The 14493-nt window shown below is 71.4% G+C and carries 11 protein-coding genes; 8 read left to right on the top strand and 3 right to left on the bottom strand.

Translation table 11 applies throughout. The features are described 5' to 3' along the window. The 8 genes from VMR06_RS17005 to VMR06_RS16970 all read left to right on the top strand — a co-directional run. Positions 1–1160 (top strand): polysaccharide biosynthesis C-terminal domain-containing protein (locus VMR06_RS17005; RefSeq protein ID WP_325378542.1); only part of this gene is annotated, 1160 nt, incomplete at its 5' end. 14 nt (positions 1161–1174) lie between these two features. Next, entirely contained in the window at positions 1175–2542 is a 1368-nt protein-coding gene (locus tag VMR06_RS17000; RefSeq protein ID WP_325378540.1) for a phenylacetate--CoA ligase family protein, read from the top strand. Further along, complete coding sequence (locus tag VMR06_RS16995; protein WP_325378537.1) at positions 2539–3669, top strand: glycosyltransferase; 1131 nt, start codon at positions 2539–2541, stop codon at positions 3667–3669. Before VMR06_RS17000 ends, VMR06_RS16995 begins: the two co-directional genes overlap by 4 nt. 112 nt (positions 3670–3781) lie before the next feature. Next, a complete protein-coding gene (locus VMR06_RS16990; RefSeq protein ID WP_325378534.1) occupies positions 3782–4420 on the top strand; it encodes a polysaccharide deacetylase family protein in 639 nt (212 codons plus the stop codon). 212 nt (positions 4421–4632) lie between these two features. Next, on the top strand, positions 4633–5823 hold the full coding sequence (locus tag VMR06_RS16985; RefSeq protein WP_325378532.1) for a hypothetical protein: 1191 nt from the start codon (positions 4633–4635) through the stop codon (positions 5821–5823). Further along, the gene (locus VMR06_RS16980; RefSeq protein WP_325378530.1) at positions 5820–6650 is read left to right on the top strand and encodes a glycosyltransferase family 2 protein; all 831 of its coding nucleotides are present in this window, start codon (positions 5820–5822) and stop codon (positions 6648–6650) included. The genes VMR06_RS16985 and VMR06_RS16980 overlap by 4 nt, the downstream gene beginning before the upstream one ends. Further along, positions 6647–7558 (top strand): glycosyltransferase family 2 protein, encoded by a 912-nt coding sequence (locus VMR06_RS16975; RefSeq protein WP_325378528.1) that lies wholly within the window; start codon positions 6647–6649, stop codon positions 7556–7558. The genes VMR06_RS16980 and VMR06_RS16975 overlap by 4 nt, the downstream gene beginning before the upstream one ends. A 511-nt stretch (positions 7559–8069) precedes the next feature. Next, the gene (locus tag VMR06_RS16970; RefSeq protein ID WP_325378526.1) at positions 8070–9782 is read left to right on the top strand and encodes a heparinase II/III domain-containing protein; all 1713 of its coding nucleotides are present in this window, start codon (positions 8070–8072) and stop codon (positions 9780–9782) included. Positions 9783–10218: 436 nt separating this feature from the next. On the opposite strand, the gene VMR06_RS16965 is transcribed toward VMR06_RS16970, so the two are convergent. From VMR06_RS16965 to VMR06_RS16955, 3 genes are all read right to left on the bottom strand, one after another. After that, positions 10219–11943 (bottom strand): heparinase II/III domain-containing protein, encoded by a 1725-nt coding sequence (locus VMR06_RS16965; protein ID WP_325378523.1) that lies wholly within the window; start codon positions 11941–11943, stop codon positions 10219–10221. After that, a complete protein-coding gene (galE, locus tag VMR06_RS16960; protein ID WP_325378521.1) occupies positions 11936–12916 on the bottom strand; it encodes a UDP-glucose 4-epimerase GalE in 981 nt (326 codons plus the stop codon). The genes VMR06_RS16965 and galE overlap by 8 nt, the downstream gene beginning before the upstream one ends. Before the next feature lie 240 nt (positions 12917–13156). Further along, the gene (locus VMR06_RS16955; protein WP_325378519.1) at positions 13157–14443 is read right to left on the bottom strand and encodes a hypothetical protein; all 1287 of its coding nucleotides are present in this window, start codon (positions 14441–14443) and stop codon (positions 13157–13159) included. Positions 14444–14493 lie beyond the last annotated feature (50 nt).

The following is a 14493-nucleotide window of genomic DNA, read 5'->3' as shown; positions in this document are numbered from 1 at the left end:
GCTTTCTCGTGCTCGCGGTGACGCTGCGTTCGCAGTACATGTTCAACATCGGCGTCTGCAAGGGCTTCGAGGATTTCCGCGCGACCGCCGTGGTCGCGCTGATCGCCACGCCGGTCAACCTGGCCCTGGTCGTCGCCTGCTGGTGGTTCGACGCGCCGGTCGAGGTGCTGCTGGCGGTGTTCGTCGCGTCGAGCGCGGTGTTCTTCGCGGTCTCGCAGGTCAAGGCGCGCGCGCTGCTGCCGGCCGTGCCGCCGGCCGCGGCGCTGCCGCCCGACCTGCGCGCGCGGATCGGCCGGCACATGCGGATGACGGCGATGATCGTGACCGTCGGCTTCTTCGCGGCCAGCGAAGTGGAGGTCTTGTTCCTGAACCTCTACGGCCAGGCCGCCGCGGCCGGCCAGTTCAAGGTGGCCTATCAGCTCGCGTCCGGCGCGGCCCTGCTGGTACCCGGCGTGTTCGGCGCGCTGCTGCTGCCGATGATGGCGCATGCGCTGAGCCAGGGCCGTGAGGTGGCCGGGCGGCGCTTCGCCGCCTCGACCGTGTATCTGTCGCTGCTGGCGTTTCCGCTGATCGCCTACGGCTTCGTGTTCGGCGACTCGGTCATCACGCTGCTGTTCGGCGAGGCCTATCGCGCAGCCGGACCGGTGTTCGCGTGGTGTCTGTTCGCGGCCTCGGTGGTCACGGTCTCGCAGGGCGGGTCGAGCCTGCTGCTGAGCGCCGACCGCCAGCTCGTCGTGCTGGCCGTGGTGTTCGGCTGCGGCGTGCTGAAGATCGCGCTGGATGCGCTGCTGATCGCGCGCTACGGTCTCCACGGCGCCGCGGCGGCCTACGTCGCGGTCTCGCTGGTCTCGTCCTCGGCGATGATCGGCATGGGCATGCGCACCAGCGGCGTCGGCCTCGACGGCGCGCGGCTGGCGCGCATTGCCGCCGCGGCGGTCGTCGCCGGGCTGGCGATCTGGCCGCTGCGCGGCCACTGGCCGGCGCTGCCGACGCTGGTCGCCGGCGGAGGGGTGCTGCTGCCGGTCTACGCGCTGGCGAGCGTGCTGCTAGGCTGCTGGACCGCGGCCGACATCGGCCATCTGCGCCAGCTGCACGCGCGCCTCGGCAAGAACCGGCCGCGGGCGCTGGCGCGCTTCCTGGCCTGGGCCGAACGCCGCTAAGGGGGAGAGAGCTGATGGGGATCGGATATGAGCCGCTGTTCCGCCACGTGCTGCTGCCGTTCTACGACCAGACCCTGGCCGGGCGCGGCACGCTGAGCTTCCTGGCCGAGTACGAGCGCAGCCAGTGGCTGCCGCCCGAGCAGCTCGAGGCGCTGCGCTGGACCAAGCTCAAGCGCCTGCTCGAGCACTGCTGGCGCGAGGTGCCGTACTACCGGCGGCAGTGGACCGAGCTCGGCATCACGCCCGAGGCGATCCGCACCCCGGCCGACTTCGCGCGCCTGCCGGTGCTGACCAAGCACGACATCCGCACCCATTTCGAATCGCTCAAGGCCGACTCGCTGCGCGACTCGCTGCTGTACAAGTCGACCAGCGGTTCGACCGGCGAGCCGTTCCGGTTCGGCTACACGCGCGAGAGCAACGACCGCCGCGCCGCGGTGATGTGGCGCAGCTACGGCTGGGCCGGCTCGCGGCCGGGCCGGCGCACGCTGTACCTGTGGGCGGTGCCGGCGGGGCTGAAGCCGCTGCAGGCGCTCAAGCAGCGGCTCTACAACCGCGCCTACAACCGGCTGATGCTCGACAGCTTCGCGATGCGCGAGGACACGATGGCCGGCTACGCCGAGGCGATCGACGCCTGGCGGCCGGAGATCGTCGTCGGCTACGTCGGGCCGCTGGTGCGGCTGTCGCAGTGGCTGCTGGCCAGCGGCCGCCGCATCCACCGGCCGGCTGCCGTGCTCGGCGCGGCCGAGTCGCTGCACGACTTCCAGCGCGAGATCGTCGAGCGCGCGTTCGGCGCGCCGGCCTTCAACACCTACGGCTGCCGCGAATTCATGCTGATCGCCAGCGAGTGCGAACGGCGCGAGGGCCTGCACGTCAACGCCGACCACCTCCACGTCGAGATCGGCGCGCCGCTGCCGAGCGCAGCCGACCGCGCCGCCGGCGAGATCATCGTGACCGACCTGTCCAACTACGGCATGCCGTTCATCCGCTACACGACCGGCGACCTGGCGATCCCGGCCGATGCGCCGTGCAGCTGCGGCCGCGGCCTGCCGCTGCTGGCCCAGGTGCAGGGCCGCAAGCTCGACGCGATCCGTACGCGCGACGGCCGCTATCTGCCGGGCGAGTACTTCCCCTTCATCTTCAACGACATAAAGTGGATCAAGCGGTTCCGCATCGTGCAGCGCCGGCTCGAGGCGATCGAGCTACTGCTGGTCGTCGACGGCGAGGCCGATGCGGCACGGCTGGACGCGGCGCGCGCGCTGGTCACGCGCGCGCTCGGCGACGGCATCCAGATCGACATCCGCGTCGTCGACGATATCCCGGTCGCCGCCAACGGCAAGTTCCGCGTGACCATTTCCGAGCTGTCCGATCCGCAAGCGCCATGAACATCACCCACGTCGTCGAGAACTTGAACCGCGGCGGACTCGAACGGGTCGTGATCGACCTGGTCGGCGTCCAGCAGGCGGCCGGACACCGCTGCCAGGTGGTGTGCCTGTTCGAGCGCGGCGCGCTGGCCGCCGAGCTCGACGCACGCGGCGTGCCGGTGATCGCCTGCGGCAAGCGCTCGGGCTTCGATCTGGCCGCGGTGCGCCGGATGCGCGCGGCGATCCGCGCGCACGGTACCGAGGTGCTGAACACGCACAACGCGATGGCGCACTACTACGCGGCGATCGCCACGCTCGGCCTGCGGCTGCGGCGGATCAATACGCGGCACAGCATGGGCCTGAGCGCGCATCATCGCCGCCGCGACTGGCTGTATCGCGCCTCGATGCTCGGCACCGACGCGGTGATCGCGGTCTCGCGCGCCTCCTGCGAGGCCGCGCTGGCGCAGCAGCTGGTGCCGGCCGACAAGGCGACGGCGATTCCGAACGGCATTCCGATCGGCGCGTTCCGGCCGCGTTCGGCCGAGGCGCGGCGCCGGCTGGCCGACACGCTCGGGCTGCCGGCGGACGTCGCGCTGCTCGGCACGGTCGGCCGCCTGCATCCGGCCAAGGATCACGCCCTGCTGCTGCGCGCGTTCGCGCAGCTCGGCGCCAGCCATCCGCAGACGGCGCTGGTCGTCGTCGGCGACGGCGCGCTGCGCGCCGATCTCGAGCGCGAGGCGCAGTCGCTCGGCATCGCCGGGCGCGTGCGCTTTCTCGGCGACCGCGGCGACGTCAAGGCCCTGCTGTGCGCGTTCGACCTGTTCGTGCTGTCCTCGCGCACCGAGGGCTATTCGATCGCGCTGGTCGAGGCCTGCGCGGCCGGACTGCCGATCGTCGCGACCGCGGTCGGCGGCAATCCGGAGATCGTCGAGGACGGCCGCAACGGCCGCATCGTGCCGCCGGGCGACGCGGCCGCGCTGGTCGCGGCGATCGCCGGCCTGCTCGACGACACCGCGCGCCGCGAGGCGATGGGCGAGGCGGCACGCGCCTGGGCGCTCGCGAACGGCTCGGTCGAGGCGATGGCCGAGCGCTACGAGGCGGTCTATCGCGGCGCGCGGCGGTCCGGCACGACGTCCGCCGCGCGTTGACCTGACGCGCAGGGATGGGATACTGGCGCCCGCCGACGCCGGCTAGGTGCTCGGATCGCGGCGCCGCCGGAACGCGCCGGCCACCGGACGCACCGCACGACGCCGTCTCACGATGAAGCTGCCGAACAAACAGACCTTGCTGGGGCTGCTGCCCGACGCGCTCGCGCTGACGCGCGGCGACCGCTCCGAGCGCAGCGCCTACCTGACCTTCGACGACGGCCCCAATCCGACGTTCACGCCGCCGCTGCTCGACCTGCTGGCGCAGCACGACGCGCAGGCCAGCTTCTTCCTGATCGGCGACCAGGTCGAGCGCCATCCCGGCATCGTCGAGCGGATCGTCGCCGAGGGCCATCTGATCGGCAACCACTCCTACGACCACCCGCATTTCGACCGCCTGCCGCTGAGCGAACAGATCGCTCAGGTCGAGCGCACCGACCGCCTGCTGGCGCGCTTCGACGGCCGGCCGCGGCACCGCTTCCGGACGCCGCGCGGCGTGGTGCCGCTGCGCCTGCTGGCGCGCTTCGCGCGCGAGCGCCGCGGCATCACGTACTGGTCCTACGACAGCCTCGACTACGACGATCACCCGGTCGACCGGCTCGCAGCGGCGCTGGAACGGCACGGCCTGCGCAACGGCGAGATCGTGCTGATGCACGACGACAGCGCGCGCGCCGAGGGCATCCTGAGGCGGCTGCTGCCGCAGTGGCGCGATCAGGGCATCGCGCTGCGCGCGCTGCCCGAGGAGCCCGCCTGAACGCCGGCCGCGCGAAGCGCACGCGCGGCGCTCCCGCGGGAACCTCGCGAGCCCGCCGGGTTCAGACCCCGGCCGGGGTGTAAATCATTGTTCCATCGGCCCGCCGACCGATAGGCAGCGGGCCGGCCGACCTGGGAAAATCCACCGATGCCGATCGTCCCGCCGACCGCGTTCCGCCCCTTCCCGCCCGTCCGCAGCGGATGTTCGCCGCGATGAGCCTGGCCATCATGGTGCTGATCGCAGCTGCGCTGCTCGCCGCCCTGGCCGTGCATCGCGTGCTGCGCTCGCGCAACATGCAGATCTGGATCGGCAGCCATCTGCGCCGCCGGCCGCGGCCGGCGGTCGCCGGTCCGACCCATGTGATGTTCTGCTTCGTCGACCACTTCGAGCCGATGTGGAAGCAGGCCGATCTGGCGACCCAGCGCACGCGCGTGGACCGCTGGTGCACCGGCTATCGCGCGCTCGCCTCGCGCCATCGCGATGCCGACGGCCGGCCGCCGCAGCACGGCTTCTTCTACCCCGAAGAGGAATACCTCGAGGAACACCTCTCCAAGATCGAGGCGCTGTGCGCCGACGGCTACGGCGAGATCGAGATCCACCTGCATCACGACAACGACACCGAGGACAACTTCCGCACGGTCATGCGGCGCTTCTGCGATCTGCTGCACGAGCGCCACGGCGCGCTGTCGCGTCATCCCGAGACCGGCGAGCTGATGTTCGGCTTCATCCACGGCAACTGGAGCCTCGACAATTCGCGACCGGACGGCCGCTGGTGCGGCCTCGACAACGAGCTGATCCTGCTGCGCGAGCTCGGCTGCTATGCGGACTTCACGCTGCCGTCGGCGCCGAGCGACACGCAGACGCGCACGATCAACTCGATCTACTACGTGACCGACGATCCGACGGCGCCGAAATCGCACGATGTCGGCGAGCCGGTCCGCGTCGGCGGCACGCCGAGCGGCGATCTGATGATCGTGCAGGGTCCGCTGGGCCTGAACTGGCGCGATCGCCGCTTCGGCCTGATGCCACGCATCGAGAACGCCGACGTGCGCGCCGGCGTGCCGCCGACGCCCGAGCGCGTCGACGCCTGGGTGCGCACCGGCATCCATGTCGAAGGCCGGCCGGAGTGGGTCTTCGTCAAGGTGCACACGCACGGCACGCAGGAAGCGGACATCGATACCCTGCTCGGCGCGGCCGCCGACGCGATGCACACGCATCTGGAAACCGCCTACAACGACGGCGAGCGCTACGTGCTGCATTACGTCAACGCGCGCGAGGTCTACAACATCATCAAGGCCGCCGAGGCCGGCCATCGCGGCGATCCGAACGACTTCCGCGACTTCATCCTGCCGCCGCCGCGCGCGTCCTGGGCCGGCAGCCGCCGGGCCGGAGCGGCAGCGTGAGCGACAGCGCCGCGGCCAGCGGAGCCGGCGACGGCCGCAGCGGCAGCGAACGGGCCGGCACGGCGTCGAGCGGCGCCGCCGTGGTCAGCGTCATCATGCCGGTCTACAACGCCGAGGCGACGCTGCAACGTTCGATCGACTCGGTGCTCGGCCAGAGCCATCGCGCGCTCGAGCTGATCGCAGTCGACGACGGCTCGTCGGACGGTTCGGCCGCGCTGATCGAGGCGCAGGCGCGCCGCGACGGCCGCGTCCGGCTGGTCCGGCAGGCCAATGCCGGCGTCGCCGCCGCGCGCAACGCCGGCATCGCCGCGGCGACCGGCAGCCACATCGCCTTCCTCGACAGCGACGACTGGTGGCATCCGCGCAAGCTCGAGCTGCAGCTGGCGCAGATGCAGCGGCTCGGCGCGCAGGTCGCCTACAGCGGCTACCTGCGCGTGGCCGAGTCGGGCCATACGCTGTCGCGCGTCGACCCGCCGGCCGAGCTTCGCTATCGCGATCTGCTCAGGAGCAATTACATCGGCCATCTGACCGGGATCTACGACCGCCGCATCGGCGACGCAGCGTTCCTCGAGATCGGCCACGAGGACTACGCATTCTGGCTCGACCGGCTGCGCCGTGCCGGCCGCGCCGTGCGTGCCGACCACGACGAGCCGCTGGCCTACTACCTGGTCCGCGCCGGCTCGCTGTCGTCGAACAAGCTGCGCGCGGCGCGCTGGCAGTGGCGCATCTATCGCGAGGTCGAGCGGCTCAGCCTGCCGCAGGCGGCCGTCTACATGGCCAGCTACGTCGCGCAGGCACTGCTCAAGCGCCGGCCGGGCTCCGCATGAGCGCGATCGCGGCCGCCGATGCCCACGCCTACACGGTGATCATTCCGGCCTACAAGGCCGCCGGGACGCTCGCTGCTGCGCTCGACAGCGTCTTCGCGCAGCAGCGGCCGGCCGCCGCCGTGGTCGTGATCGACGACGGCTCGCCGGACGGCGAGGCGATCGCCGCGGTCGTCGCCGGCTACGGCGGGCGCGTCACGCTGATCCGGCAGCACAACCAGGGGCCGGCCGCCGCGCGCAACCACGGCGCGCGCGTCGCGGCCACGCCGTGGATCGCGTTCCTCGACGCCGACGATTCGTGGCTGCCCGAGAAGATGGCGCGCCAGCTCGCGCTCGCCGGCGAGGACCGCGTCGGCCTGATCCACGGCCAGGCGCGCGATGAGCGCGAGCCGCTGCCGGCCATGCTGGACCTGGACCGGCTGTGGACGCGCAACCGCATCTGCACCTCGATGGTCGTCGTACGCAAGGCCGCGTTCGATGCGGCCGGCGGCTTCGACGAGGATCCCGCCCTGATCGGCGCCGAGGACTACAACCTCTGGTTGCGCGTGGCCGCCGCCGGCTGGGAGCTGCGCGCGGTCGCAGGGCGGATCGGCAACTACACGCCGGCCGCCGGCAGCATCACCAGCCAGATCGAGCGCTGCGCGGCCGCCGAGATCCACAACGCGCGCAAGCTCGGCGATGCGCTCGGCTTCGATCCGGCGCGCATCGAGGCCAAGGTGCTGTCGATCCGCACCGACTTCGGCCGCCATCTGCTGCATGCGCGCGATCTGCCGGCGGCGCGCCGGATGCTGTGGGCGCCGCTGCGGCGACGGCCGCGCCCGGCCGTCGTGCAGCTGTGGTGCGCGACCTTCGTGCCGTCGGCGCTGCTCGATCTGCGCCGCAGGCTGCGCTCGCGGCGGCCGGTCCGCTAGCGAATCGAACGAGCCGGCGCATCGAACCGCAGCGCATGCCGCAGCTGCGGCGACGCAGCGTGCGATCCACGACGCCGCAACCGCCGCGCCGGCAGCTGCACACCGGCGGCCGCCCTCGTCCACCCGTCCCCTCCCCGACACGGCGGCCGGCCATGGCCGGGACCGGCCCGTTGCCACGATGGCGGCCGCCGTGCCTCCACGCCACGCAGCGGCGAGAGCTCCCGGATCGCATGCATCGATGCCGCACCGGCGACGCGCTGTGGCGAGTTGTCGCGGAAGTTTCGCGGCGCGCCGACATATTTAGTGATGGCCATCACAGTTATCGAACGAGCCCTCGACGTTCTGATGACTTGCTCACAATCGCCGCGCGGCCGCACGGTAACGTCGCTTCCGTCGTAACCCGTTGCTACGCAGGATCGTTTTCCCCCTGATCGGCATCGTGCGGTCCGGCCCTCCGGCCGGACGCAACGGGCGCGACATGCCCCCATCACGTCGAGAGGACGATCCACCCATGGCATCGCGCAGTCCGTACCGTCGCGCCCTCGCAGCGCTGGCCGTCGTGTTGAGCCCGCTCGTGGCCGCTGCGCAAGGCATCACCATCGATCTGTCCTACGTCAACACGCAGTCGGCGGCGTATACGCGCTTCAAGAACTACGTCGACGCCGCCGTCAACGGCAATCCCGCCTACGGCTTCAGTGCGACCGACGCGGTCTACATGCACCGCCTGACCGGCCAGGCGCAGTACTGCAACCTCGCCGTGCAGATGAGCCAGGCCCAGGTCGACGCCGCCAACAGCGCGATCGCCGGCGGCCAGCGGCCGGAGGTCGCCGGAGACTCCTACCTGCAGGCCGGTCCGATGCTGATGGACCTGGCGATCACCTGGGACTGGTGCCGCAGCTTCGTCAGCGACGGCCAGCGCACGCAGTGGAGCGCCTACGCCGAACAGGCGATCTGGAACATCTGGAACCCGAGCCAGGCGCAGTGGGGCGGCCGGCCGTTCGCGTGGTCCGGCTGGGGCACCAACGATCCGGCCAACAACTACTTCTACAGTTTCCTGCAGGCCACGATGTACTGGGCACTGGCCAGCGACAGCGCCACCTGGAAGGCCTGGATCCAGAACAACAAGCTGCCGACGCTGGAAGCCTACTTCGCGAACCTGCCCGGCGGCGGCAGCCAGGAAGGCACCGGCTACGGCCTGTCGCATCGCACGGTGTTCGCGCTGTACCGGCTCTGGCGCGACTCGACCGGCACCGACCCGGCCAATGCGAACAGCCACCTGTCCGACACGGTCGCCTACTGGACCCACGCCACGGTGCCCACGCGCGACCGCTACGCGCCAATCGGCGACCAGGCGCGCACCTCGCAGCCGGAGCTCTACGACTACCATCGCCAGCTGATGCTCGAGGCGCGCAGCAACACCGCCAATGCCGAGATGCGCAGCCTAGCCTCGTGGTGGCTGAACGGCATCTCGGTGCAGCAGATGGTCAACAGCTTCAACTACCGCCACGACCTGCTGCAGGCCGGCGCCACCACGGCGGCACCGTCGAACCTGATCTACCACGCCACCGGCGTCGGCCAGATGTTCGCGCGGACCGGCTGGGACACCGGTGCGATGTGGCTGTCGTTCGTCGCCGGCCCGTACGTGCAGAGCCATGCGCACCAGGATCAGGGCTCGTTCACGCTGTACGAGAACGGCTGGCTCGCGGTGACCGAGAACATCTGGACGTCCAGCGGCATCCAGCAGGGCACCGACGTGCACAACGTGCTGCGCTTCGTGCGCAACGGCACGACGATCGGCCAGCGCGAGCCGACGACCTCGCACATGACGGTGACGCCGACCGGCGGCAACGGCGCGTTCACCGCCAGCGCCGATCTGACGCCGGCCTACGGCGGCAATGCGGCAGTCCAGTCCTGGCAGCGCAGCATCGAGTTCGGAGGCCGCCGCCTGCTGGTGCAGGACAGCTATCAGGTCAGCGCCGACACGCAGGCGATCTTCCAGGTCAACGTGCCGGTGCAGCCGGTCATCAGCGGCCGCAGCGTGACCGCCGGCCGGCTCAAGATCAACGTGCTGCAGCCGGCCGACGCGACGATCAGCGCGATCGACTGGCGCAGCGCCGGCAGCGATTTCCGCTCCGGCTGGCGCATCGACGTGCGCGGCAGCGGCGGCACCTACGTCGTCGAGCTCAAGACCAGCGAAGACCTGTTCAAGAACGGCTTCGACTGAAATCCTCGCCCGGTCGCAGACGGACGCGCGTGCGGCGCGTCCGTCTTGCCGAGCCGGGTCAGGCGCCCGACCGCACACATCGAAGCTCCCCGGCGGCCACACGCGCAGGCGCGAGCCGTCGGCGTTGGCGCTCGGGCGCTTGCGAACCTGCATGGGACGCGCTGCTCGGCGGAGCATGCCGGCGCGACCTGCATGCCGCGTCGATCTCGCCGATGGCCGTCGGCGCCGGACCGGCGCAACGGGAGAATCCCGGCAGCCCATTCGGAAATGCCAGCCGCGGCAGCTTCGTGCGTGGTCGTCCGGCCGCGCAGCGATACCAGTACGCGAAAGCATCGCGCGGCACCTCGGCGTCACGCAGCGCGCGCCACTCTCGCGGTTTCGGGCCGATCCCCGGTGGTCCGGGCCGACCTTGCGGCGCCGACCGCACGCCGATGCGTCAGCCGCCGCTGTCGATCTCGACGCGGAATTCGCCGGTCTCGCCGGCATCGGCCTCGACGTCGATGCGCCAGCCGGACCGGAACTCGCCGGCGTCCGTGCTGCGCCAGTCGTGCACGCCGAGCCGGGCCGATTCGGGGGACAGCACGCGCAGCCGGAGCGCGCCGGCGCGCGCCTCGCGGCCGTCGACGACCGGCTGCTGCGGCACGTCGAGCTGGAACACCGCGCGCGTGCCGGCGGCCACCGCATAGCGGTCGATGACCTGCAGGCGGCCGTCCGAGGCGAAGCGCAACTCGCGCGTCCAGGCCCGCACCGCGCTGCCGGCGCCGTAGGCCGGCGTCAGGTCGGCCTTGACGGTCAGCGCGCCGTCGGGACCGCGATCGGCCGTCATCGTCGAGGTCGTGCCTTCCCGTTGCGGCAGCACCGCGCCGTCGCGCTCGAAGCGCAGCACGTTGTGCACCTCGGTGCCCTGCTGGATGCCGCTGCGCGTCCAGATGTTCTCGGTGACCGCGAGCCAGCCGCCGCGGTACAGCATGAAACCGCCCTGATCCTGATGCGCGTGGCTCTCGCTGTACGGCCCGGCCGTGAACGCGAGCCAGGTCGCGTCGCGCGTCCATCCGGTCCGCGCGAACACGCGGCCGGTGCCGCTCGCGACGTAGTCGCGCTCGGCCGGCGCGTGGCCGCCTTTGCCGGCCGGCAGCAAGTCGTAGCGCGCGTTGAAGCCGTGCGTCATGCGCTGCAGCGGAATCTTCGACAGCCACCAGGTCGCCTGGTCGCGCACGTCCGCGTCGCGCGTCAGTGCGCGCGCCTCGAGCATCAGCCGCCGCTGGTAGTCGTAGATCTCCGGCTGCGACACGCGCGCCTGGTCGCCGAGCGGCGCGAACTGCGTGAAGTCCGGCACCGTCGCATGGACCCAGAAGCGGATCGTGTCGTCGAGATGGCCGTTGGCGGCGGCCAGATCCTCGCCGGTCGAATCGCGCCAGAGCCGGTACAGCGCGAACAGCCGCATCTGCGCGGTGCCGTAGCCGGTGCCTTCGCGGCTGCCGCCGCCAGGCAGCGCGGCAACATAGGCGCTCAGCGCCGGCAGCAGGCGCTCGCGCAGCCGCGCGAGCCAGGCCGCGTCGTCGGCGGCCAGCGCCCAGCTCATCGTCGCCTCGAGAAAGCTGTAGTAGTAGTTGTTGCCGGGATTGTCGGTGCCCCAGCCCGACCACGGATACGCGCGATCGCCCCAGCGTGCGGCCGGCGGATCCCAGATGTTGGCGAGCGTGCGCTCGGCATAGGCGCGCCAGCGCGCGCGCTGCGCCTCGTCGGTGAACGCCGCGCAGAGGTCGTAGCCGAGCGCGAGCGCGCCGATCATCGGGCCGGCCTCGAGGTACGAATCACCGGCGACCGCCGGACGCTCGCCGGCCGCGATCGCGGCCTCGGCGGCGGCGACCTGACGGTCGATCTGGCCGACCGCGAACTCGCAGTAGTGCTGCTTCCCGCTGATCCGGTACAGATACACCGCGTCGGCCGGCGAGAAGCCATAGCCGGGCCGCCCGGCGACCGCCGCGTCGACCCAGTCGCGAAAGCGCTTGTAGGCCGGCGAGCCGGTGTCGACGTAGCTCAGGTCCAGCTTGATCGCTGCGCTCGCCGGTGGCGGCGGCACCGCGAGCCACAGCAGCGCCGCCAGCGCGACCGCGATCGCGCGCGCCCCGCCGCCGCCGGCGCGCAAGCGCTCAGCCATAGCGCGGCGCACGTTCCCAGGCCAGCGCGCTGCGCACGATCGCGTCCAGATCGTCATGGCGCGGCTGCCAGCCGAACAGGCGCTTGAGCGCCTCGCTGCGTGCGATCAGCACCGGCGGATCGCCGGCCCGGCGCGGCTGGTCGACCACGCTCAGCCGGTGTCCGGCCGCACGCTCGACCGCGTCGATGACCTCGCGCACGCTGTAGCCGTGCCCGTAGCCGCAGTTGAGCGTGACCGAGTCGCCGCCGGCGCGCAGATGGTCGAGCGCGCGGACGTGCGCGTCGGCCAGATCCTCGACGTGGATGTAGTCGCGGATGCAGGTGCCGTCCGGCGTCGCGTAGTCGGTGCCGAACACGGCCAGCTGCGCGCGCTTGCCGAGCGCCTGCTCGCAGGCCACCTTGATCAGCAGCGTCGCCTTCGGCGTCGACTGGCCGACGCGGCCGAGCGGATCGCAGCCGGCGACGTTGAAGTAGCGCAGGATCACGTGGCGCAGCGGCGTCGCGGCGCTGAGATCGCGCAGCATCGTCTCGCTCATCAGCTTCGAGCTGCCGTACGGATTGATCGGGCGGGTCGGCGTGTCCTCGTCGGCCTCGCCCGAGGCCGGCATGCCGTAGACCGCCGCGGTCGACGAGAACACGACGTGGCGCACGCCGGCCGCCTGACAGCAGGCCAGCAGATTGCGCGTCGCGCAGGTGTTGTTGCCGTAGTACTTGAGCGGATCGGCCACCGACTCGGGCACGACCGTGTGCGCGGCGAAGTGCATCACCGTGTCGACCGCGTGCTCGGCCAGCAGCGCGGCGACGAGTTCGCGGTCGCCGACGTCGCCGAGCACGAACGTGCCGCCGGTCACCGCCTCGCGGAAGCCGCTGACCAGGTTGTCGAGCACGACGACGCGCTCGCCGCGTGCGAGCAGCTGCTGCACGACGTGGCTGCCGATATAGCCGGCGCCGCCGGTGACCAGGATTGCACTCATGTCCAGCTCCCAAGAGATCGTCGCGACCGCACGCGGATCGTGCCGCGGCCGTCTCGTATCGTATCGAGCGCGCGCGACCGGCCCGGTGCCGCGACGGCCGGGCCGCCCGCCCGGGCGCGGTTGCCGCATCGGGCGCGCGCGAGGTGCGTGCCGGGCGGCCGACGCACGACGTCCGCGCGGCAGCGCCGCTGCGGGAACGGGCGCGCGCGATGCCGCGACACGGAACTTCGCATCTGCGGATCAGCGCGTGTACGACACGCGCAGATAGGCCTGGTTGTCGTCGAAATCGACGCCGTCGCCGGTGCTGTCGCGTTCGCCGCGCAGCAGGTCGAGCCGCCAGGACCAGTGACGCGTCCACTGCTGGGTCAGGAAGACGCCGTAGCGGGTATCGTCGTCGCGGCGGTCCAGGCCGAGGAAGTTGCGCCGCTCGGCCGCCATCACGAAGCCGCCGCGCAGCTGCGGCCGCAGCCGGTAGCTGATCTCGCCGTTGAAGCCGCCGCCGCGCTGATCGACGCCGCGCGTGTCCTGTCCGTAGTCGAGCTTGCGCCAGTACGGTACGACGTGCAGTCCGAACCGCTCGCCGGTGTAGGCGTAGCCGAGGTCGATGCGCTCCTCCAGGTACACGCCCGAGTCGATCGAGACGTCGCCGATCACGATGCCGGTGCCGCCGGTGCCGATCGCGCCGGGGTCGGCCATCATGTCGGTGGCCGCGTCCGAGTACTGGCGCATCAGGGTCAGGTTGAACGTGCTGCGCGCGCTCGGCCGCCAGCCGAGCGTCGCCCGCGCGAGCACGCCCGAACGGTCGTCGCGGTCGCGGTAGTCGAAGCGCGAATAGCCGAGCACCGCGTCCAGATCGAGCACGGCCAGATGGCTGGTGTAGCGCGCGAACAGGTCGTAGCGCGTATAGCGCTCCAGATCGTCCTCGTCGAAATCGACGCGCTCGGTCTGCAGGTTGGCCGAGAGCTCGCTGGTGCTGCTGAGGTCGTGGAACACGCGCAGCGCGCCGACCAAGCGCCGCGAGTTGAACTCCTCGGTCTCCTCGGCGTAGCTGTCGACGTAGCGCAGCTCGGCCTGTCCGCGCAGCACCGGATTAAGCCGGAAGCGGAACGTCGGGCCGGTCGCGAAGACGTTGGTCTGCTGCAGGTTGGTCGGCGTATCGGCCTGCAACACGTTGATCGGCTGCAGGCCGAGTGCGTCCTGGAACGTCCAGGTCAGCCGCTCGGGCAGCAGCGTCCAGTTGACGATGCCGTCGAGCTGGCCGCGGAACTCGTCGTCGAACGCATTGCCGAGGTAGTTGCGGTACTCGGCCACGCCGCGCACCAGCGCCTGCACGGTCGCGCCCTGTTGCGACAGCGTGAAGTTGATGCCCGGGATCGCCACGTTCTGGCTGACCGGATCGTCCTGGCTGAGGTTGATGTTGTCGCTGTGGAGCAGGCCCAGCTCGAGCGTGTAGTCCAGCTGCACCGCACCGGCCGGCGCCGCCAGCACCGCCAGCACGCCGGCGGCCAATCGGTTCAGACGCATCATGTGATCGCTCCCTTCCCGCACCGTGCCGGTCGCGCCCAACCGCGCTCCCG

It is taken from the genome of Dokdonella sp., from assembly GCF_035511235.1.
Classification (GTDB): domain Bacteria; phylum Pseudomonadota; class Gammaproteobacteria; order Xanthomonadales; family Rhodanobacteraceae; genus Dokdonella.
The sequence above is the reverse complement of the archived record's forward strand: the minus strand, read 5'-3'. Positions and strand labels throughout refer to the sequence as shown.